Below are 19,987 nucleotides of genomic sequence, written 5' to 3' on the forward strand. Positions count from 1 at the left end.
GACGCTGGTCAGTTGGCAACGGACCGGCGGATATTTTCATGTATGATACGCGCCCCATTTCGTTGCCCGACTGTCCGAGAACACCCCATGCAGCTCTCTTCGCTCACTGCGGTTTCCCCTGTTGACGGCCGCTACGCCGGCAAAACCCAGGCCCTGCGCCCCATTTTCAGCGAATACGGCCTGATCCGTGCTCGCGTCCTCGTTGAAGTGCGCTGGCTCCAGCGCCTGGCCGCCCACAGCGCCATCAGCGAAGTGCCGGCGTTCTCCGCCGAAGCCAACGCTGTCCTCAATGCCCTGGCGGAGAACTTCTCCCTGGAGCACGCCGAGCGCGTCAAAGAGATCGAGCGCACCACCAACCACGACGTCAAGGCCATCGAGTACCTGCTCAAGGAGCAAGCTGCCAAGTTGCCTGAACTGGCCAACGTCAGCGAGTTCATCCACTTCGCCTGCACCAGCGAGGACATCAACAACCTGTCCCACGCCCTGATGCTGCGCGAAGGCCGTGATGAAGTGATGCTGCCGCTGATGCGCCAGACCGCCAACGCCATCCGCGAACTGGCGATCCGTTTCGCCGAAGTGCCGATGCTGTCGCGCACCCACGGCCAGCCGGCCTCGCCGACCACCCTGGGCAAGGAGCTGGCCAACGTCGTGTACCGCCTGGAGCGCCAGATCGCCCAGGTCGCTGCCGTGCCGCTGCTGGGCAAGATCAACGGCGCCGTGGGCAACTACAACGCCCACCTCTCGGCCTACCCGGACATCGACTGGGAAGCCAACGCCCGCGCCTTCATCGAAGACGAGCTGGGCCTGGCCTTCAACCCCTACACCACGCAGATCGAGCCGCACGACTACATCGCCGAGCTGTTCGACGCCATCGCCCGCTTCAACACCATCCTGATCGACTTCGATCGCGATATCTGGGGCTACATCTCCCTGGGCTACTTCAAGCAGCGCACCATCGCCGGCGAAATCGGTTCCTCGACCATGCCGCACAAGGTCAACCCGATCGACTTCGAAAACTCCGAAGGCAACCTGGGCATCGCCAACGCACTGTTCCAGCACCTGGCAAGCAAACTGCCGATCTCCCGCTGGCAGCGCGACCTGACTGACTCCACCGTGCTGCGCAACCTGGGCGTGGGCTTTGCTCACAGCGTGATTGCCTACGAGGCCAGCCTCAAAGGCATCAGCAAACTGGAGCTCAACGCCCAGAAAATCGCCGAAGACCTGGACGCCTGCTGGGAAGTCCTGGCCGAGCCAATCCAGACCGTGATGCGCCGCTACAACATCGAAAACCCCTACGAAAAGCTCAAGGAACTGACGCGCGGCAAGGGCATCAGCCCAGAAGCGCTGCAGACTTTCATCGACGGGCTGGACATGCCCGCCGCGGCCAAGGCCGAGCTGAAACAGCTCACCCCGGCCAGCTACATCGGTAATGCTGCAGCCCAGGCCAAGCGCATCTGACCGATTGCTCGACCTTTTGACGCCCGGCCGCGCCGGGCGTTTTTATTCCTGCTAGAAAAGTACACTTTTTCAATAGGTTACACATGAATCCTGATATTCCTCTTCAACTTCTGGGCGGCATCACTGCACGGGAATTTCTGCGTGACTACTGGCAGAAGAAACCCCTGCTGATCCGTCAGGCCCTGCCTGACTTCGAAAGCCCGATCGAACCTGACGAACTGGCCGGCCTGGCCCTGGAAGAAGAAGTCGAATCGCGCCTGGTGATCGAAAACGGCGAGCGCCCATGGGAACTGCGCCGCGGCCCCTTCGCCGAAGACGAGTTCAGCAAGCTGCCGGAACGCGACTGGACCCTGCTGGTCCAGGCCGTGGACCAGTTCGTTCCGGAAGTCGCCGAGTTGCTGGAGCACTTCCGCTTCCTGCCGAGCTGGCGCATCGATGACGTGATGATCAGCTTCGCCGCACCTGGCGGTAACGTCGGCCCGCACTTCGACAACTACGACGTGTTCCTGCTGCAAGGCCACGGCAAGCGCAACTGGAAGATCGGCCAGATGTGCGACTCCGAAAGCCCGCTGCTGCAGCACGCAGACCTGCGCATCCTCGCCGAATTCGAAGAAACCGAAAGCTGGGTCCTGGAGCCCGGCGACATGCTCTATCTGCCACCGCGCCTGGCCCACTATGGCGTTGCGGTGAACGATTGCATGACCTATTCGGTCGGTTTCCGCGCCCCGAGCGCCGCCGAAGTCCTGACCCACTTCACCGACTTCCTCGGCCAGTTCCTGCCGGACGAAGACCGCTACACCGACGCCGACGTGCAGCCGGCCAGCGACCCGCACCAGATCCAGCAGGACGCCCTCGACCGGCTCAAGGGCCTGCTGGCCGAGCACATGAGCGATGAACGCCTGCTGCTGACCTGGTTCGGCCAGTTCATGACCGAACCACGCTACCCGGAACTGGTGACCGGACCCGAACTGGAAGAAGAAGACCTGCTGGGCAGCCTGGAACAGGGCGCGATCCTGATCCGCAACCCGAGCGCGCGCCTGGCCTGGTCGGAAGTGGATGAAGACCTGCTACTGTTCGCCAGCGGCCAAAGCCGCCTGCTTCCCGGTAAGCTGCGCGAACTGCTGAAAATGATTTGCGCCGCCGACGCCCTGCATATCGACAACCTCGGCCAGTGGCTGGCGGATGACGATGGGCGCGGCCTGTTGTGTGAACTGGTCAAGCAAGGGAGCCTGGGGTTTGCCGATGAATAAGATTCACGTACGTGTCGCAGACTGGCAAAAGGACAACGCCGAGATCCGGCGCATCCGTGAAGCCGTATTCATTGCCGAGCAATCGGTGCCGCCCGAACTGGAGTGGGATGCCGACGACGACAGCGCCGTGCACTTCCTGGCCTTCGAGGGCGACTTCCCCATCGGCACCGCGCGCCTGCTGCCCGACGGCCATGTGGGCCGGGTTTCGGTGCTCAAGGACTGGCGCGGCCTGAAGGTTGGCGACGCGCTGATGCGCGCGGTGATCGATGAAGCCGAAAAGCGCGGCCTGAAGCAGCAGATGCTCAGCGCCCAGGTCCAGGCCACGGCGTTCTATGAGCGCCTGGGCTTCTCCATCGTCAGCGAGGAGTTCCTCGAAGCGGGCATTCCCCACGTCGACATGGTTCGCAGCGCCTGACCGACACGCCGCTCGCGGCAACGGCCAGCCAAAACGCCCCGCCATCCCTCCTCCGGCAACTAAGCTGGAGACCAGGATGCCGGGGCGTTTTGCCGTGCGCGATTCAACTTGCCCCACCCAAAGCCGACAAAGTGTCAAACTCAAGGCTTTACGCCAGCTACTCGCGGAGATAACGGATATGTCCCTACGCACCCTGCTCACGACGCTGCTGCTGACCTTCAGCTGTTCGGTCATGGCCGCCACCGAGATCGTGCCCCTCAACAACCGCACCAGTGCCGACCTGCTGCCGGTGGCGCAGAACTTCCTCGGCAAGGACGGCAAGGTCAGCGCCTATGGCAACCAGCTGATCGTCAACGCCGAGCCGGGCAAGATCGCCGAACTGCGAGCCTTTATCGCCCAACTGGACACCGCGGCCAAACGCCTGCTGATCACCGTCGACACCAACGAAAACAACCTGCAGGACAACCAGGGCTATTCGGTCAACGGCGTACCGCAGACGCGGATCATCAACCGCAGCACCGAGAGCCGCGACGGCGGTATCCAGCAGATCCAGGCCAGCGAAGGCGTGCCAGCGCTGATCCAGGTCGGCCAGAGCGTGCCGTTGACCACCACCCAGACCGACCCCTACGGGCGCCTGCAGAACCAGACCCAGTACCGCAACGTCACCCAGGGCTTCTATGTCACCGCCAGCGTTACCGGTGAAACCGTGCACCTGAGCATCAGCACCAACCGTGACCGCATGAGCCAGGAACGTCCCGATGTAGTGAACGTGCAAAGCACCGACACAACTGTCAGCGGGCGCCTGGGCGAATGGATCACCCTGGCCGGAGTCAATCGCCAGACCCAGGCCGATAAACAGGGCCCGGGCCGCAGCTACTCGACTCAAGGCCGGGACGACATGACCTTGCGGGTCAAGGTCGATGCCTTGGACTAAAGCACCAAAAACTGACTGATTAGTCGTATTAGACCAAAGATGTAGTGCCGCAAAAAAAGCACTACAAAACATTTGACGAGCCAAAAAACCGCGGGCATGATGGCCTCGCTCCCGCTAATCAGGGGCCCTGGCAAGGGCCTTCGGATCGCCGCTCTAACCTACCCACCTGAGCCGATTCGTGTCTGTACCGCCCACAAGGTGTGTTTGACGAGATTGCGACTGGAACGAAGTTGTCCCGAGGGACGGAAGCGTAATTAGGTAGATCGGCAACACACTGATGGAACGCACCAAGGCCCACGACGCCGGCATGCGCCCCGCAGCTCGCCTTCACCTGCTCACTTTCCCCTCGAGCCCATCGTTCACCCGTCGCCATCCCCGCCAGACCCGACTTGACCGCCATAAGCTTCCTGGTCAGCGAGCAGCCTTTTACGCAGCGTTATGACGCGTGATCGGCGGAGCCGGAATTCTCCAACCAAGAACGACTTTTTACACAAGACGCGACGAGGTTTATCTCCATGGCACTGACACGCGAACAGCAAATTGCAGCCCTTGAAAAAGACTGGGCTGAAAACCCGCGCTGGAAAGGCGTGACTCGCACCTACTCCGCTGCCGACGTGGTCCGTCTGCGTGGCTCGGTTCAACCCGAGCACACCCTGGCACGCATGGGCGCCGAGAAGCTCTGGAACCTGGTCACCCAAGGTGCCAAGCCGTCCTTCCGTCCTGATAAAGATTTCGTCAACTGCATGGGCGCCCTGACCGGCGGCCAGGCTGTACAACAGGTTAAAGCCGGTATCCAGGCGATCTACCTGTCGGGCTGGCAAGTGGCTGCGGACAACAACTCCGCCGAATCCATGTACCCCGACCAGTCGCTGTACCCGGTGGACTCGGTTCCAACCGTGGTCAAGCGCATCAACAACTCGTTCCGTCGCGCCGACCAGATCCAGTGGAAAGCCGGCAAGAACCCGGGCGACGACGGCTACATCGACTACTTCGCACCGATCGTGGCCGACGCTGAAGCCGGTTTTGGCGGCGTACTGAACGCCTACGAGCTGATGAAGAGCATGATCGAAGCAGGCGCCGCCGGCGTTCACTTCGAAGACCAGCTGGCTTCCGTTAAGAAGTGCGGGCACATGGGCGGCAAGGTTCTGGTTCCAACCCAGGAAGCCGTACAGAAGCTGACCGCTGCCCGTCTGGCAGCCGACGTTGCCGGTGTACCGACCATCATCCTGGCCCGTACCGACGCCAACGCTGCCGACCTGCTGACTTCCGACTGCGACCCATACGACCAGCCATTCGTGACTGGCACCCGCACCCAGGAAGGCTTCTACAAAGTGAAAGCCGGCCTGGACCAGGCAATCGCCCGCGGCCTGGCTTACGCTCCGTACGCCGACCTGATCTGGTGCGAAACCGCCAAGCCGGACCTGGACGAAGCCCGTCGCTTCGCCGAGGCGATCAAGAAGGAATACCCGGACCAGATCCTGTCGTACAACTGCTCGCCTTCCTTCAACTGGAAGAAGAACCTGGACGACGCGACCATCGCCAAGTTCCAGCGCGAACTGTCCGCCATGGGCTACAAGCACCAGTTCATCACCCTGGCCGGCATCCACAACATGTGGCACAGCATGTTCAACCTGGCGCACGACTACGCCCGCAACGACATGACCGCCTACGTGAAACTGCAAGAGCAAGAGTTCGCTGACGCCGCCAAGGGCTACACCTTCGTGGCTCACCAGCAGGAAGTGGGCACCGGCTACTTCGACGACATGACCACCGTGATCCAGGGTGGCTCGTCCTCGGTAACCGCGCTGACCGGCTCCACCGAAGAAGAACAGTTCCACTGATTTAGGCCTCACGGCTTGATCGAGCGGCCAATGCAGACCCGGTAAAAACAACTGCATTGCTGTACAGCTGACGCCCCGACTGGTTCGGGGCGTTTTTTTTGCCCCCCCCCCTCCTGTAGGAGCCGGCTTGCCGGCGAACCTCTACCCTGCGCGCCCTCCTCAAAAGCCTCGCCATGCCCGCCCCTGCAAAAAAGCTGGCCAAACATTGATCCAGGGCGGTGTTAGCAAGGGCGAAAGAGGTTAAAAGGTGCGCCCCTGCTACTTGCAGTAACAGGGATATAACAAGCAACTTTCCCACTCCCCGAAGGAAAGCAGATTAAAACAGCCTCTAAACAATATTGATTATCATTTAGCGGTTGTAACTTTCGTTACAGCAGCTACAAAACATAATTAACAAAACCTCCCCTAATGCCCGCAGGCCGCGGCTTACGGGGCTACCGGGGTGAGCTATGTCCTTATTACGATAAACAATTTCGCTTTAGAAATTTTACTTGCCCGGTGTTTAGCCATAAAATCAGCGCGATTGATTGCGCTGCGACATATCGTCACTGCTTTATTTCTTTATCAAGCTCAGAGACTCTTGCTCTCTGTTAAGGATTACCAGCATGCCCGAAGCGACAGGACTCATGGCCCACAACTGGGGCTTTGCCATTTTCCTTCTGGGCGTTGTCGGCCTTTGCGCCTTCATGCTCGGCGTCTCCAGCCTCCTCGGGTCAAAAGCCTGGGGCCGCAGCAAAAACGAACCGTTCGAGTCCGGCATGCTACCTACCGGTGGCGCCCGCTTGCGGCTCTCAGCCAAATTCTATCTGGTCGCGATGCTCTTCGTGATCTTCGATATCGAAGCCCTCTTTCTCTTTGCCTGGTCTGTGTCCGTCCGCGAAAGCGGCTGGACCGGATTCGTCGAAGCTCTCGTTTTCATAGCAATTCTGTTGGCAGGTCTTGTCTACCTTTGGCGGGTGGGGGCTCTTGACTGGGCTCCGGAAGGTCGTCGTAAGCGGCAGGCGAAGCTAAAACAATGAGGCTTTGGCGATGCAATACAATCTCACCCGGATCGACCCCGATGCTCCTAACGATCAGTACCCGATCGGCGAACGGGAAACCGTTTCCGATCCGTTAGAGGATCAGGTCCACAAAAACATCTTCATGGGCAAGCTCGAAGACGTGCTGAGCGGCGCGGTCAACTGGGGGCGTAAGAACTCCCTGTGGCCGTACAACTTCGGCCTGTCCTGCTGCTACGTGGAAATGACCACCGCCTTCACGGCGCCCCACGACATCGCGCGCTTTGGCGCCGAGGTTATCCGGGCATCGCCGCGTCAGGCGGACTTCATGGTTATCGCCGGGACCTGCTTCATCAAGATGGCGCCAATCATCCAGCGTCTCTATGAGCAAATGCTCGAGCCGAAATGGGTTATCTCCATGGGTTCGTGCGCCAACTCCGGCGGCATGTACGACATCTACTCGGTAGTCCAGGGGGTGGACAAGTTCCTGCCCGTGGACGTCTACGTACCTGGCTGCCCGCCCCGCCCCGAAGCGTTCCTGCAAGGCCTGATGCTCTTGCAGGAATCCATTGGCCAGGAGCGTCGCCCACTTTCCTGGGTCGTCGGCGACCAAGGCGTGTATCGCGCCGAGATGCCGTCGCAAAAGGAACAGCGCCGCGAACAGCGTATACAGGTCACCAACCTGCGCAGCCCTGACGAAGTCTGATCCAGTTCTGTTCTTACAAAGAAACGAACCTGGCTTCACTCTTTACGTTGACCGAAAGCGATAAAAAACCATGACTACAGGCAGTGCTCTGTACATCCCGCCTTATAAGGCTGACGACCAGGATGTGGTCGTCGAACTCAATAACCGTTTTGGCCCTGAGGCGTTCACCGCCCAAGCCACCCGCACCGGCATGCCGGTGCTGTGGGTTACCCGCTCCAAGCTCGTTGAAGTCCTGACCTTCCTGCGCAACCTGCCCAAGCCGTACGTCATGCTCTATGACCTGCACGGCGTGGACGAGCGCCTGCGCACCAAGCGCCAGGGCCTGCCAGGTGCCGACTTCAGCGTGTTCTACCACTTGCTGTCGATCGAACGTAACAGCGACGTGATGATCAAGGTGGCCTTGTCCGAAGGCGACCTCAGCCTGCCCACCGTGACCGGTATCTGGCCTAACGCCAACTGGTACGAGCGTGAAGTCTGGGACATGTTCGGCATCGACTTTGCCGGCCACCCTCACCTCTCGCGGATCATGATGCCGCCGACCTGGGAAGGTCACCCGCTACGCAAGGACTTCCCGGCCCGCGCCACCGAGTTCGACCCGTTCAGCCTGAACCTGGCCAAGCAGCAGCTGGAAGAAGAAGCCGCGCGCTTCCGTCCGGAAGACTGGGGCATGAAGCGTTCCGGTGCCAACGAGGACTACATGTTCCTCAACCTGGGCCCGAACCACCCTTCGGCCCACGGTGCCTTCCGCATCATCCTGCAGCTGGACGGCGAAGAGATCGTCGACTGCGTACCGGACATCGGCTACCACCACCGTGGTGCCGAGAAGATGGCCGAGCGTCAGTCCTGGCACAGCTTCATCCCTTACACCGACCGTATCGACTACCTCGGCGGGGTGATGAACAACCTGCCGTACGTGCTTTCGGTCGAGAAACTGGCCGGCATCAAGGTGCCGGAGAAGGTCGACGTCATCCGCATCATGATGGCCGAGTTCTTCCGGATCACCAGCCACCTGCTGTTCCTGGGTACCTACATCCAGGACGTCGGCGCCATGACCCCGGTGTTCTTCACCTTTACCGACCGTCAGCGCGCCTACACCGTGATCGAAGCCATCACCGGTTTCCGCCTGCACCCGGCCTGGTACCGCATCGGTGGCGTCGCCCACGACCTGCCGCGTGGCTGGGAAAAGCTAGTCAAGGACTTCGTCGAATGGCTGCCCAAGCGCCTCGACGAATACACCAAGGCTGCCCTGCAGAACAGCATCCTCAAGGGTCGGACCATCGGCGTTGCCGCCTACAACACCAAGGAAGCCCTGGAGTGGGGCGTCACCGGTGCCGGCCTGCGCTCCACCGGTTGCGATTTCGACCTGCGCAAGGCCCGTCCGTACTCCGGCTACGAGAACTTCGAGTTCGAAGTCCCGCTGGCCGCCAACGGTGACGCCTATGACCGCTGCATGGTTCGCGTCGAGGAAATGCGCCAGAGCATCAAGATCATCGACCAGTGCCTGCGCAACATGCCGGAAGGCCCGTACAAGGCGGATCACCCGCTGACCACGCCGCCACCCAAAGAGCGCACCCTGCAGCACATCGAAACCTTGATCACGCACTTCCTGCAAGTTTCGTGGGGCCCGGTGATGCCGGCCAACGAATCCTTCCAGATGATCGAAGCGACCAAGGGCATCAACAGTTATTACCTGACGAGCGATGGCGGCACCATGAGCTACCGCACCCGGATCCGTACCCCAAGCTTCGCCCACCTGCAGCAGATCCCTTCGGTGATCCGCGGCAGCATGGTCGCGGACTTGATCGCGTACCTGGGTAGTATCGACTTCGTTATGGCCGACGTGGACCGCTAAGCATGAACAGCACGCTTATCCAGACAGACCGTTTCGCCCTGAGCGAAACCGAGCGCTCGGCCATCGAGCACGAGATGCATCACTACGAAGACCCGCGCGCGGCGTCGATCGAAGCCCTGAAGATCGTCCAGAAGGAACGTGGCTGGGTGCCTGACGGCGCGGTCTACGCCATCGGCGAGATCCTCGGCATCCCCGCCAGCGACGTAGAAGGCGTGGCGACGTTCTACAGCCAGATCTTCCGCCAGCCAGTGGGCCGCCACATCATTCGCGTCTGCGACAGCATGGTCTGCTACATCGGCGGCCACGAGTCCGTGGTCAGCCAGATCCAGAGCGAGCTGGGCATCGGCCTCGGCCAGACCACCGCCGACGGCCGCTTCACCCTGCTGCCGGTGTGCTGCCTGGGCAACTGCGACAAGGCACCAGCGCTGATGATCGACGACGACACTTTCGGCGACGTGCAGCCTGCTGGCGTGGCCAAACTGTTGGAGGGCTACGTATGACCCTGACCTCTTTCGGTCCTGCGAACCGCATTGCGCGCACCGCAGAAACCCATCCCCTGACCTGGCGCCTGCGCGACGACGGCGAGCCGGTCTGGTTCGACGAGTACCAGGCCAAGAACGGTTACGCGGCGGCCCGCAAGGCCTTCGCCGACCTGTCCCAGGACGACATCGTGCAGACCGTCAAGGATGCCGGCCTCAAGGGTCGCGGCGGTGCGGGCTTCCCCACCGGCGTGAAGTGGGGCCTGATGCCCAAAGACGAATCCATGAACATCCGCTACCTGCTGTGCAACGCGGACGAAATGGAGCCCAACACCTGGAAAGACCGCATGCTGATGGAGCAACTGCCCCATCTGCTGATCGAAGGCATGCTGATCAGTGCTCGCGCACTCAAGACCTACCGCGGCTACATCTTCCTGCGCGGCGAGTACACCACCGCCGCCAAGCACCTGCGTCGTGCCGTGGAAGAAGCCAAGGCCGCAGGCCTTCTGGGCAAGAACATCCTGGGCAGCGGTTTCGATTTCGAGCTGTTCGTCCACACCGGCGCCGGGCGTTACATCTGCGGTGAAGAAACCGCACTGATCAACTCCCTGGAAGGCCGTCGCGCCAACCCGCGCTCCAAGCCGCCCTTCCCTGCCGCCGTGGGCGTGTGGGGCAAGCCGACCTGCGTGAACAACGTCGAGACCCTGTGCAACGTGCCGGCGATCATCGGCGACGGCGTGGAATGGTACAAATCCCTGGCCCGCGAAGGCAGCGAAGACCACGGCACCAAGCTGATGGGCTTTTCCGGCAAAGTGAAGAACCCCGGCCTGTGGGAGCTGCCCTTCGGCGTGACCGCCCGCGAGCTGTTCGAAGACTACGCCGGCGGCATGCGCGACGGCTTCAAGCTCAAATGCTGGCAGCCAGGCGGCGCCGGTACCGGCTTCCTGCTGCCCGAGCACCTGGACGCCCAGATGTATGCCGGCGGCATCGCCAAAGTGGGCACCCGCATGGGTACCGGCCTGGCCATGGCGGTGGACGACAGCATCAACATGGTGTCCCTGCTGCGCAACATGGAGCAGTTCTTCGCCCGCGAGTCCTGCGGCTTCTGCACACCGTGCCGCGACGGCCTGCCCTGGAGCGTCAAGCTGCTGATGGCCCTGGAAAAAGGCCAGGGCCAGCAAGGGGACATCGAGACCCTGCTGGGCCTGGTGGGTTTCCTCGGCCCGGGCAAGACCTTCTGTGCTCACGCACCGGGTGCCGTGGAGCCTTTGGGCAGCGCCATCAAGTATTTCCGTCCAGAGTTCGAAGCCGGCATCGCGCCCACCAGCGCCGCCGTCCCGCCTCTGGCCCGACCGATCGTAGTCGGCGCGTAACGCTTAAATGAGGGCGCCGGGTCCGTGCCCTGCGCTCGACGTGCGATGACGCCGTGAACGGCTGTGTTGATTCGCACGCATAACAAGATTCCATTAGCCACGCCCGCTGACACCGGGCCAACGAAGAACTTTGAACCATGGCCACTATCCACGTAGACGGCAAAGCGCTCGAAGTCGATGGGGCGGACAACCTGTTACAGGCTTGTCTGTCACTAGGCCTCGACATCCCTTATTTCTGCTGGCACCCCGCTCTCGGTAGCGTCGGTGCCTGTCGCCAGTGCGCGGTCAAGCAGTACACCGACGAGAACGACACCCGTGGTCGTATCGTCATGTCCTGCATGACCCCGGCCACCGACAACACCTGGATCTCCATCGACGATGAAGAATCCAAGGCGTTCCGTGCCAGTGTCGTCGAGTGGCTGATGACCAACCATCCCCACGACTGCCCGGTCTGTGAGGAAGGCGGTCACTGCCACCTGCAGGACATGACGGTGATGACCGGCCACAACGAGCGCCGTTATCGCTTCACCAAGCGTACCCACCAGAACCAGGACCTCGGCCCGTTCATTTCCCACGAGATGAACCGCTGCATCGCCTGCTATCGCTGCGTGCGCTTCTACAAGGACTACGCCGGCGGCACCGACCTGGGCGTCTACGGCGCCCACGACAACGTGTACTTCGGTCGCGTTGAAGACGGCACCCTGGAAAGCGAGTTCTCCGGCAACCTCACCGAGGTCTGCCCGACCGGTGTGTTCACCGACAAGACTCACTCCGAGCGCTACAACCGCAAGTGGGACATGCAGTTCTCGCCGAGCATCTGCCATGGCTGCTCCAGCGGTTGCAACATCTCCCCGGGCGAGCGCTACGGCGAGCTGCGCCGCATCGAGAACCGCTACAACGGTTCGGTGAACCAGTACTTCCTCTGCGACCGTGGCCGCTTCGGCTATGGCTACGTCAACCGCAAGGACCGTCCACGCCAGCCACGCCTGGCCGATGGCACCAAGCTGACCCTGGACCAGGCACTGGATCAGGCCGCAGACCTGCTGCGCGGCCGTAACATCGTCGGTATCGGTTCGCCCCGCGCCAGCCTGGAAAGCAACTACGCGTTGCAGGAACTGGTCGGTGCCGAGCACTTCTACTCCGGTATCGAAGCCTCCGAGCTGGAGCGCATCCGCCTGGTTCTGCAGGTCCTGAACGACAGCCCGCTGCCGGTTCCGAACATGCGCGACATCGAAGACCACGACGCCGTCTTCGTCCTCGGTGAAGACCTGACCCAGACCGCCGCACGCATGGCCCTGGCCCTGCGCCAGTCGGTCAAGGGCAAGGCCGAGGAAATGGCCGATGCCATGCGCGTCCAGCCTTGGCTCGACGCTGCGGTGAAGAACATCGGCCAGCACGCGCTGAACCCGCTGTTCATCGCCAGCCTGGCTGAAACCAAGCTCGACGACGTGGCCGAGGAGTGTGTACACGCAGCTCCAGACGACCTGGCGCGCATCGGTTTTGCCGTGGCCCATGCCATCGACGCCAGCGCCCCTGCCGTGGAAGGCCTGGACAGCGAAGCCCTGGAACTGGCCAAGCGCATTGCCGACGCCCTGCTGGCAGCCAAGCGCCCGCTGATCATTTCCGGTACCTCCCTGGGCTCCAAGGCGCTGATCGAAGCCGCGGCCAACATTGCCAAGGCCCTGAAGCAACGCGAGAAAGCCGGTTCCATCAGCCTGGTGGTGCCAGAGGCCAACAGCCTCGGCCTGGCCATGCTCGGCGGCGAATCCGTGGACGCCGCCCTGCAGGCGGTGATCGACGGCCGTGCCGACGCCATCGTGGTACTGGAAAACGACCTGTACACCCGCACCGACGCGGCCAAGGTGGATGCAGCGCTGAACGCGGCGAAGGTGGTGATCGTTGCCGATCATCAACAAACCGCTACCGTCGAGCGCGCGCACCTGGTGCTGTCGGCGGCGAGCTTTGCCGAAGGCGACGGTACCCTGGTCAGCCAGGAAGGTCGCGCCCAGCGCTTCTTCCAGGTCTTCGATCCAACCTACCTGGACGCCAGCATCATGGTTCACGAAGGTTGGCGCTGGCTGCATGCCCTGCGCAGTACCTTGCTGAACCAGCCGGTGGACTGGACCCAGCTGGACCACGTGACCGCTGCCTGCGCCGCGAGCACCCCGCAACTGGCCAGCATCGTTGACGCCGCGCCATCCGCCGCGTTCCGCATCAAGGGCCTGAAACTGGCTCGCGAACCGCTGCGCTACAGTGGCCGTACCGCCATGCGCGCCAACCAGAGCGTGCACGAGCCACGTACCTCGCAAGACCCGGATACCGCCTTCGCCTACTCCATGGAAGGTTACTCGGGCTCCGCCGAACCGCGCTCGCAAGTGCCGTTCGCCTGGTCGCCGGGCTGGAACTCGCCACAGGCCTGGAACAAGTTCCAGGACGAAGTCGGTGGCCACCTGCGCGCCGGTGACCCGGGCACTCGCCTGATCGAAACCCAGGGCGACCGCCTCAACTGGTTCGCCAGCGTGCCGCGAGCCTTCTCCCCGGCCCGGGCACCTGGCAGGCCGTGCCGTTCTACCACCTGTTCGGCAGCGAGGAAAACTCTTCGAAAGCCGCTCCGGTGCAGGAGCGCATCCCGGCTCCGTACGTTGCTCTGGCCAAATCCGAAGCGGATCGCCTGGGTGTCAACGACGGTGCCCTGCTCGCGGTGAACGTGGCTGGCCAGACCCTGCGTCTGCCGCTGCGCATCAACGAAGAGCTGGGTGCTGGCCTGGTGGGCCTGCCTGCCGGCCTGGCGGGTATTCCTCCGGCAATCGCAGGCATTTCCGTTGATGGTCTGCAGGAGGCGGCACAATGAGTTGGTTTACCCCTGAAGTGATCGACGTGATCCTGACGGTCGTCAAGGCCATCGTCATCCTGCTGGCCGTAGTGATCGCCGGTGCGCTGCTGAGCTTCGTCGAACGTCGCCTGCTGGGCTGGTGGCAGGACCGTTACGGTCCGAACCGTGTTGGCCCGTTCGGCATGTTCCAGATCGCAGCCGACATGCTGAAGATGTTCTTCAAGGAAGACTGGACTCCGCCGTTTGCCGACAAGGTGATCTTCACCCTGGCGCCGGTGGTGGCCATGTCCGCCCTGCTGATCGCCTTCGCGATCATCCCGATCACCCCGACCTGGGGCGTGGCGGATCTGAACATCGGCCTGCTGTTCTTCTTCGCCATGGCCGGTCTGTCGGTCTACGCCGTGCTGTTCGCCGGCTGGTCGAGCAACAACAAGTTCGCCCTGCTCGGCAGCTTGCGTGCCTCGGCGCAGACCGTGTCCTACGAAGTGTTCATGGGCCTGGCCCTGATGGGCATCGTGGTACAGGTCGGCTCGTTCAACATGCGCGACATCGTCGAGTACCAGGCGCAGAACCTGTGGTTCATCATTCCGCAGTTCTTCGGCTTCTGTACCTTCTTCATCGCTGGCGTGGCCGTGACTCACCGTCACCCCTTCGACCAGCCGGAAGCGGAGCAGGAACTGGCCGACGGCTACCACATTGAATACGCCGGTATGAAATGGGGCATGTTCTTCGTCGGTGAATACATCGGCATCATCCTGATCTCGGCGCTGCTGGTCACCCTGTTCTTCGGTGGCTGGCACGGTCCGTTCGGCATCCTGCCGCAACTGTCCTTCGTCTGGTTCGCACTGAAGACCGCGTTCTTCATCATGCTGTTCATCCTGCTGCGCGCTTCCATCCCGCGTCCGCGTTATGACCAGGTGATGGACTTCAGCTGGAAATTCTGCCTGCCACTGACCCTGATCAATTTGCTGATAACCGCTGCGGTTGTGTTGTGGAACACACCTGCGGTTGCGGTTCAGTGAGGATTTGACCCATGTTCAAATATATTGGCGACATCGTTAAGGGTACTGGTACCCAGTTGCGCAGCCTGGTCATGGTCTTCGGCCATGGCTTTCGCAAGCGCGACACCTTGCAATACCCGGAAGAGCCGGTCTACCTGCCTCCACGCTACCGTGGCCGCATCGTCCTGACCCGCGACCCCGACGGCGAAGAGCGTTGCGTAGCCTGCAACCTGTGCGCCGTGGCCTGCCCCGTGGGTTGCATCTCGCTGCAGAAAGCTGAAACCGAAGACGGTCGCTGGTACCCGGACTTCTTCCGCATCAACTTCTCGCGCTGCATTTTCTGTGGCCTCTGCGAGGAAGCCTGCCCGACCACCGCGATCCAGCTGACACCGGATTTCGAGATGGCCGAGTTCAAACGTCAGGACCTGGTTTACGAGAAAGAAGATCTGCTGATCTCCGGTCCCGGAAAGAACCCTGATTACAACTTCTATCGTGTTGCAGGTATGGCCATTGCCGGTAAGCCAAAAGGCTCCGCGCAGAATGAAGCCGAGCCGATCAACGTGAAGAGCTTGCTGCCTTAAGGAAGAAAGATGGAATTCGCTTTCTATTTCGCGTCAGGTGTTGCGGTTGTCTCCACACTCCGTGTGGTCACCAATACCAACCCTGTGCACGCCCTGCTCTACCTGATCATTTCGCTGATCGCCGTGGCCATGACCTTCTTCAGCCTTGGCGCGCCGTTCGCCGGTGCCCTGGAAGTGATCGCCTACGCCGGTGCCATCATGGTGCTGTTCGTGTTCGTGGTGATGATGCTGAACCTCGGCCCGGCCGCGGCTCAGCAAGAGCGCATCTGGCTCACGCCCGGCATCTGGATCGGCCCGGTCATCCTGGCCGCGCTGCTGCTGGCTGAACTGCTGTACGTACTGTTCAGCCATCAGAGCGGTGCCGGTATCGGTCAAACCACCGTCAGCGCCAAGGCCGTGGGCATCAGCCTGTTCGGCCCTTACCTGCTGGTGGTCGAACTCGCCTCGATGCTGCTGCTTGCCGCGGCCGTCACGGCGTTCCACTTGGGCCGCAACGAGGCGAAGGAGTAATACGATGCCTACTATCTCTCTCGGTACTATCCCGATGGAACATGGCCTGGCGGTTGCCGGCATCCTGTTCTGCCTCGGTCTGGTCGGCCTGATGGTCCGCCGTAACATCCTCTTCGTGTTGATGAGCCTGGAAGTGATGATGAACGCCTCTGCACTGGCCTTCATCGTTGCGGGCGCCCGCTGGGCGCAGCCGGATGGACAAGTGATGTTCATCCTGGTGATCAGCCTGGCAGCCGCCGAGGCCAGTATCGGCCTGGCGATCCTGCTGCAGCTGTACCGCCGCTTCCACACTCTCGATATCGATGCAGCCAGCGAGATGCGCGGATGAACCTTCTCTTTCTGACTTTCGTATTCCCCCTGATCGGTTTCCTGCTGCTGTCGTTCTCCCGTGGACGCCTCTCGGAAAACCTCTCGGCCCTGATCGGTGTCGGCTCCATTGGCCTTTCGGCCATCGTTGCTGCCTACGTGATCTGGCAATTCAACGTCGCACCGCCCGAGGGTGGCCACTACACCCAGGTGCTGTGGCAGTGGATGTCGGTGGACGGTTTCGCGCCGAACTTCGCCCTGTACCTGGATGGTCTGTCCGTGACCATGCTGGGCGTGGTGGTGGGCGTGGGCTTTTTGATCCACTTGTTCGCGTCCTGGTACATGCGTGGTGAAGCCGGCTACTCGCGCTTCTTCGCCTACACCAACCTGTTTATCGCCAGCATGCTGTTCCTGGTACTGGGCGATAACCTGCTGTTTCTGTACTTCGGCTGGGAAGGCGTGGGCCTGTGCTCCTACCTGTTGATCGGTTTCTACTACAGCAACCGCAACAACGGTAACGCCGCACTCAAGGCCTTCATCGTTACCCGTATCGGTGACGTGTTCATGGCCATCGGCCTGTTCATCCTGTTCCAACAGGTGGGCACGCTGAACGTCCAGGAACTGCTGGTGCTGGCTCCGCAGAAATTCCAGGCCGGTGACTTCTGGATCACCCTGGCAACCCTGATGCTGCTGGGTGGCGCCGTGGGTAAATCTGCCCAGTTGCCACTGCAGACCTGGCTGGCGGACGCGATGGCCGGCCCGACCCCGGTTTCGGCACTGATCCACGCCGCAACCATGGTCACCGCCGGTGTCTACCTGATCGCCCGTACCCACGGCCTGTTCACCCTGGCGCCGGAAATCCTGCACCTGGTGGGCCTGGTCGGCGGCGTGACCCTGGTACTGGCCGGTTTCGCCGCGCTGGTGCAGACCGACATCAAGCGGATCCTCGCCTACTCCACCATGAGCCAGATCGGCTACATGTTCCTGGCCCTGGGCGTTGGCGCCTGGGACGGCGCGATCTTCCACCTGATGACCCACGCCTTCTTCAAGGCCCTGCTGTTCCTTGCTTCCGGTGCGGTGATCGTTGCCTGCCACCACGAGCAGAACATCTTCAAGATGGGCGGCCTGTGGAAGAAACTGCCTCTGGCCTACGCCAGCTTCATCGTCGGCGGCGCGGCCCTGGCGGCCCTGCCTCTGGTGACCGCAGGCTTCTACTCCAAGGACGAGATCCTCTGGGAAGCCTTCGCCAGCGGCAACCATGGCCTGCTGTACGCTGGCCTGGTGGGTGCGTTCATGACCTCGCTGTACACCTTCCGCCTGATCTTCATCACCTTCCACGGTGAAGCCAAGACCGAAGCCCACGCCGGCCACGGGATCTCCCACTGGCTGCCGCTGGTGGTGCTGATCGTGCTGTCCACTGCGATCGGCGCGATGATCACCCCGCCCCTGCATGGCGTGCTGCCGCAAAGCGTCGGCCATGCCGGTGGCGAAGCCAAGCACAGCCTGGAAATCGCCTCGGGTGCCATCGCCCTGGCCGGTATCCTGCTGGCCGCCCTGTTGTTCCTTGGCAAGCGTCGCGTTGTGACCGCCATCGCCAACAGCGGCATCGGGCGTCTGCTCTCGGCCTGGTGGTTCGCCGCCTGGGGCTTCGACTGGATCTACGACAAACTGTTCGTCAAGCCATACCTGGCCATCAGCCACGTACTGCGCAAGGACCCGCTCGATCAGACCATCGGTTTGATCCCGCGTATGGCCAAAGGGGGTCACACCTCCCTGAGCCGTACCGAGACCGGTCAACTGCGTTGGTACGCCGCCTCGATGGCAGCCGGTGCCGTGCTGGTCATCGGCGCCATTGTGCTGGTAGCGGTCTGATATGAACCTTGCGAACTTGCGAAAGGAATTGAGCCCGTCATGATTCTGCCTTGGCTAATCCTGATCCCCTTCATCGGCGGCCTGCTGTGCTGGCTGGGTGAGCGCTTCGGCGCCACCCTCCCCCGCTGGATTGCGCTGTTGACCATGACCCTGGAACTCGCCCTCGGCCTCTGGCTGTGGGCCCACGGTAACTATTCATATGCTCCGGCGCCTGGCGTCGATCCGACTTGGGCCCTGGAGTTCAAGCACCAGTGGATCGAGCGCTTCGGCATCAACGTGCACCTGGCGCTGGACGGCCTGTCGCTGCTGATGATCCTGCTGACCGGCCTGCTGGGTATCCTCTCGGTACTCTGCTCCTGGAAAGAGATCCAGCGCCACGTGGGCTTCTTCCACCTGAACCTGATGTGGATCCTGGGCGGCGTGGTCGGCGTGTTCCTGGCGCTGGACCTGTTCATGTTCTTCTTCTTCTGGGAAATGATGCTGGTGCCGATGTACTTCCTCATCGCGCTCTGGGGTCACAGCTCGGCAGACGGCAAGAAAACCCGGATTTACGCAGCGACCAAGTTCTTCATCTTCACTCAGGCTTCCGGCCTGATCATGCTGGTGGCGATCCTGGGCCTGGTGCTGGTGAACTTCAACAACACCGGGGTTATCACCTTCGATTACGCCCAGTTGCTGAAGACCAAGATGTCCACCGCCACCGAGTACATCCTGATGCTCGGCTTCTTCATCGCCTTCGCGGTGAAGCTGCCCGTGGTGCCATTCCACTCCTGGCTGCCTGACGCTCACGCCCAGGCACCGACCGCCGGTTCCGTGGACCTGGCGGGCATCCTGCTGAAGACGGCGGCCTACGGCCTGCTGCGTTTCGCCCTGCCACTGTTCCCCAACGCCTCGGCAGAGTTCGCACCGATCGCCATGACCCTGGGTCTGGTCGGGATCTTCTACGGCGCCTTCCTGGCCTTCGCCCAGACCGACATCAAGCGTCTGATCGCCTTCTCCAGCGTTTCCCACATGGGCTTCGTGCTGATCGGTATCTACTCCGGCAGCCAGCAGGCTCTGCAGGGCGCGGTGATCCAGATGCTGGCCCACGGTGTTTCGGCAGCCGCGCTGTTTATCCTCAGCGGCCAGTTGTACGAACGCACCCATACCCGCGACATGCGTGAAATGGGCGGCCTGTGGTCGCGTATCGCCTACCTGCCGGCCATCAGTCTGTTCTTCGCAGCCGCCTCCCTGGGCCTGCCGGGCACCGGCAACTTCGTCGGCGAGTTCCTGATCCTGATCGGCACCTTCGTCAGCGCTCCATGGATCACCGCGATCGCGACTTCGGGCCTGGTGTTCGGCTCGGTCTACTCGCTGATCATGATCCACCGTGCCTACTTCGGCCCGTCCAAGTCGGACGCGGTGCTGCACGGCATGGATGCTCGCGAACTGATCATGGTGCTGGGGCTGGCGGTACTGCTGATCTACATCGGCGTGTACCCGCAACCGTTCCTCGATACCTCTGCCGCCACCATGCATGGCGTGCAGCAATGGCTCAGCACCGCCTTCACTCAACTCGCTTCGGCCCGGTAAGAGCGC

The 19,987-nt window shown here is 61.9% G+C and carries 16 protein-coding genes and 1 pseudogene; all 17 read left to right on the forward strand.

Annotation, left to right across the window (positions count from 1 at the left end):
* The first annotated feature begins 87 nt into the window (after positions 1-87).
* Positions 88-1,458, forward strand: coding sequence for an adenylosuccinate lyase (gene purB, locus KI242_RS20090; RefSeq protein ID WP_019092906.1), 1,371 nt, complete (start codon positions 88-90; stop codon positions 1,456-1,458).
* A gap of 83 nt (positions 1,459-1,541) precedes the next feature.
* Positions 1,542-2,708, forward strand: coding sequence for a cupin domain-containing protein (locus KI242_RS20095; protein WP_041119050.1), 1,167 nt, complete (start codon positions 1,542-1,544; stop codon positions 2,706-2,708).
* A complete protein-coding gene (locus tag KI242_RS20100) occupies positions 2,701-3,123 on the forward strand; it encodes a GNAT family N-acetyltransferase (protein WP_041119052.1) in 423 nt (140 codons plus the stop codon). Before KI242_RS20095 ends, KI242_RS20100 begins: the two co-directional genes overlap by 8 nt.
* Positions 3,124-3,301: 178 nt before the next feature.
* Complete coding sequence (locus KI242_RS20105; protein WP_011062183.1) at positions 3,302-4,057, forward strand: secretin N-terminal domain-containing protein; 756 nt, start codon at positions 3,302-3,304, stop codon at positions 4,055-4,057.
* Between the two features lie 515 nt (positions 4,058-4,572).
* Positions 4,573-5,898 (forward strand): isocitrate lyase, encoded by a 1,326-nt coding sequence (gene aceA, locus KI242_RS20110; RefSeq protein ID WP_011062184.1) that lies wholly within the window; start codon positions 4,573-4,575, stop codon positions 5,896-5,898.
* A 605-nt stretch (positions 5,899-6,503) separates the two neighbouring features.
* Positions 6,504-6,917, forward strand: a complete 414-nt coding sequence (locus KI242_RS20115) for an NADH-quinone oxidoreductase subunit A (protein WP_011062185.1) — start codon at positions 6,504-6,506, stop codon at positions 6,915-6,917.
* 10 nt (positions 6,918-6,927) lie between these two features.
* Positions 6,928-7,602, forward strand: coding sequence for an NADH-quinone oxidoreductase subunit B (locus tag KI242_RS20120; RefSeq protein WP_011062186.1), 675 nt, complete (start codon positions 6,928-6,930; stop codon positions 7,600-7,602).
* A gap of 70 nt (positions 7,603-7,672) precedes the next feature.
* The gene (nuoC, locus tag KI242_RS20125; protein WP_011062187.1) at positions 7,673-9,454 is read left to right on the forward strand and encodes an NADH-quinone oxidoreductase subunit C/D; all 1,782 of its coding nucleotides are present in this window, start codon (positions 7,673-7,675) and stop codon (positions 9,452-9,454) included.
* Positions 9,455-9,456: 2 nt separating this feature from the next.
* Positions 9,457-9,954, forward strand: coding sequence for an NADH-quinone oxidoreductase subunit NuoE (nuoE, locus tag KI242_RS20130; RefSeq protein ID WP_011062188.1), 498 nt, complete (start codon positions 9,457-9,459; stop codon positions 9,952-9,954).
* The gene (nuoF, locus tag KI242_RS20135) at positions 9,951-11,306 is read left to right on the forward strand and encodes an NADH-quinone oxidoreductase subunit NuoF (RefSeq protein WP_011062189.1); all 1,356 of its coding nucleotides are present in this window, start codon (positions 9,951-9,953) and stop codon (positions 11,304-11,306) included. The genes nuoE and nuoF overlap by 4 nt, the downstream gene beginning before the upstream one ends.
* A gap of 137 nt (positions 11,307-11,443) precedes the next feature.
* A pseudogene (gene nuoG / locus KI242_RS20140) lies at positions 11,444-14,157 on the forward strand (NADH-quinone oxidoreductase subunit NuoG).
* Positions 14,154-15,161, forward strand: coding sequence for an NADH-quinone oxidoreductase subunit NuoH (nuoH, locus tag KI242_RS20145; RefSeq protein WP_011062191.1), 1,008 nt, complete (start codon positions 14,154-14,156; stop codon positions 15,159-15,161). Before nuoG ends, nuoH begins: the two are co-directional and overlap by 4 nt.
* Positions 15,162-15,172: 11 nt before the next feature.
* Positions 15,173-15,721, forward strand: coding sequence for an NADH-quinone oxidoreductase subunit NuoI (gene nuoI / locus KI242_RS20150; RefSeq protein ID WP_003223795.1), 549 nt, complete (start codon positions 15,173-15,175; stop codon positions 15,719-15,721).
* A 9-nt stretch (positions 15,722-15,730) separates the two neighbouring features.
* A complete protein-coding gene (gene nuoJ / locus KI242_RS20155; RefSeq protein WP_011062192.1) occupies positions 15,731-16,231 on the forward strand; it encodes an NADH-quinone oxidoreductase subunit J in 501 nt (166 codons plus the stop codon).
* A gap of 4 nt (positions 16,232-16,235) precedes the next feature.
* Positions 16,236-16,559 (forward strand): NADH-quinone oxidoreductase subunit NuoK, encoded by a 324-nt coding sequence (gene nuoK, locus KI242_RS20160; RefSeq protein WP_011062193.1) that lies wholly within the window; start codon positions 16,236-16,238, stop codon positions 16,557-16,559.
* Entirely contained in the window at positions 16,556-18,409 is a 1,854-nt protein-coding gene (gene nuoL / locus KI242_RS20165; RefSeq protein ID WP_011062194.1) for an NADH-quinone oxidoreductase subunit L, read from the forward strand. The genes nuoK and nuoL overlap by 4 nt, the downstream gene beginning before the upstream one ends.
* Positions 18,410-18,448: 39 nt before the next feature.
* Positions 18,449-19,981, forward strand: a complete 1,533-nt coding sequence (gene nuoM / locus KI242_RS20170) for an NADH-quinone oxidoreductase subunit M (protein ID WP_019092840.1) — start codon at positions 18,449-18,451, stop codon at positions 19,979-19,981.
* Positions 19,982-19,987 lie beyond the last annotated feature (6 nt).

The sequence above is a fragment of the Pseudomonas sp. Eqa60 genome, from assembly GCF_018326405.1.
In the GTDB taxonomy this organism is placed as follows: Bacteria; Pseudomonadota; Gammaproteobacteria; order Pseudomonadales; family Pseudomonadaceae; genus Aquipseudomonas; species Aquipseudomonas protegens.

What these genes read in the sequence shown, in the direction of transcription:
- nuoF (WP_011062189.1), top strand. Translation starts at nt 9,951, where the DNA reads ATGACCCTGACCTCTTTCGGTCCTGCGAACCGCATTGCGCGCACCGCA.
- aceA (WP_011062184.1), top strand. Translation starts at nt 4,573, where the DNA reads ATGGCACTGACACGCGAACAGCAAATTGCAGCCCTTGAAAAAGACTGG.
- KI242_RS20095 (WP_041119050.1), top strand. Translation starts at nt 1,542, where the DNA reads ATGAATCCTGATATTCCTCTTCAACTTCTGGGCGGCATCACTGCACGG.
- KI242_RS20100 (WP_041119052.1), top strand. Translation starts at nt 2,701, where the DNA reads ATGAATAAGATTCACGTACGTGTCGCAGACTGGCAAAAGGACAACGCC.
- nuoJ (WP_011062192.1), top strand. Translation starts at nt 15,731, where the DNA reads ATGGAATTCGCTTTCTATTTCGCGTCAGGTGTTGCGGTTGTCTCCACA.
- nuoC (WP_011062187.1), top strand. Translation starts at nt 7,673, where the DNA reads ATGACTACAGGCAGTGCTCTGTACATCCCGCCTTATAAGGCTGACGAC.
- KI242_RS20115 (WP_011062185.1), top strand. Translation starts at nt 6,504, where the DNA reads ATGCCCGAAGCGACAGGACTCATGGCCCACAACTGGGGCTTTGCCATT.
- nuoK (WP_011062193.1), top strand. Translation starts at nt 16,236, where the DNA reads ATGCCTACTATCTCTCTCGGTACTATCCCGATGGAACATGGCCTGGCG.
- purB (WP_019092906.1), top strand. Translation starts at nt 88, where the DNA reads ATGCAGCTCTCTTCGCTCACTGCGGTTTCCCCTGTTGACGGCCGCTAC.
- KI242_RS20105 (WP_011062183.1), top strand. Translation starts at nt 3,302, where the DNA reads ATGTCCCTACGCACCCTGCTCACGACGCTGCTGCTGACCTTCAGCTGT.
- nuoE (WP_011062188.1), top strand. Translation starts at nt 9,457, where the DNA reads ATGAACAGCACGCTTATCCAGACAGACCGTTTCGCCCTGAGCGAAACC.
- nuoM (WP_019092840.1), top strand. Translation starts at nt 18,449, where the DNA reads ATGATTCTGCCTTGGCTAATCCTGATCCCCTTCATCGGCGGCCTGCTG.
- nuoI (WP_003223795.1), top strand. Translation starts at nt 15,173, where the DNA reads ATGTTCAAATATATTGGCGACATCGTTAAGGGTACTGGTACCCAGTTG.
- nuoL (WP_011062194.1), top strand. Translation starts at nt 16,556, where the DNA reads ATGAACCTTCTCTTTCTGACTTTCGTATTCCCCCTGATCGGTTTCCTG.
- KI242_RS20120 (WP_011062186.1), top strand. Translation starts at nt 6,928, where the DNA reads ATGCAATACAATCTCACCCGGATCGACCCCGATGCTCCTAACGATCAG.
- nuoH (WP_011062191.1), top strand. Translation starts at nt 14,154, where the DNA reads ATGAGTTGGTTTACCCCTGAAGTGATCGACGTGATCCTGACGGTCGTC.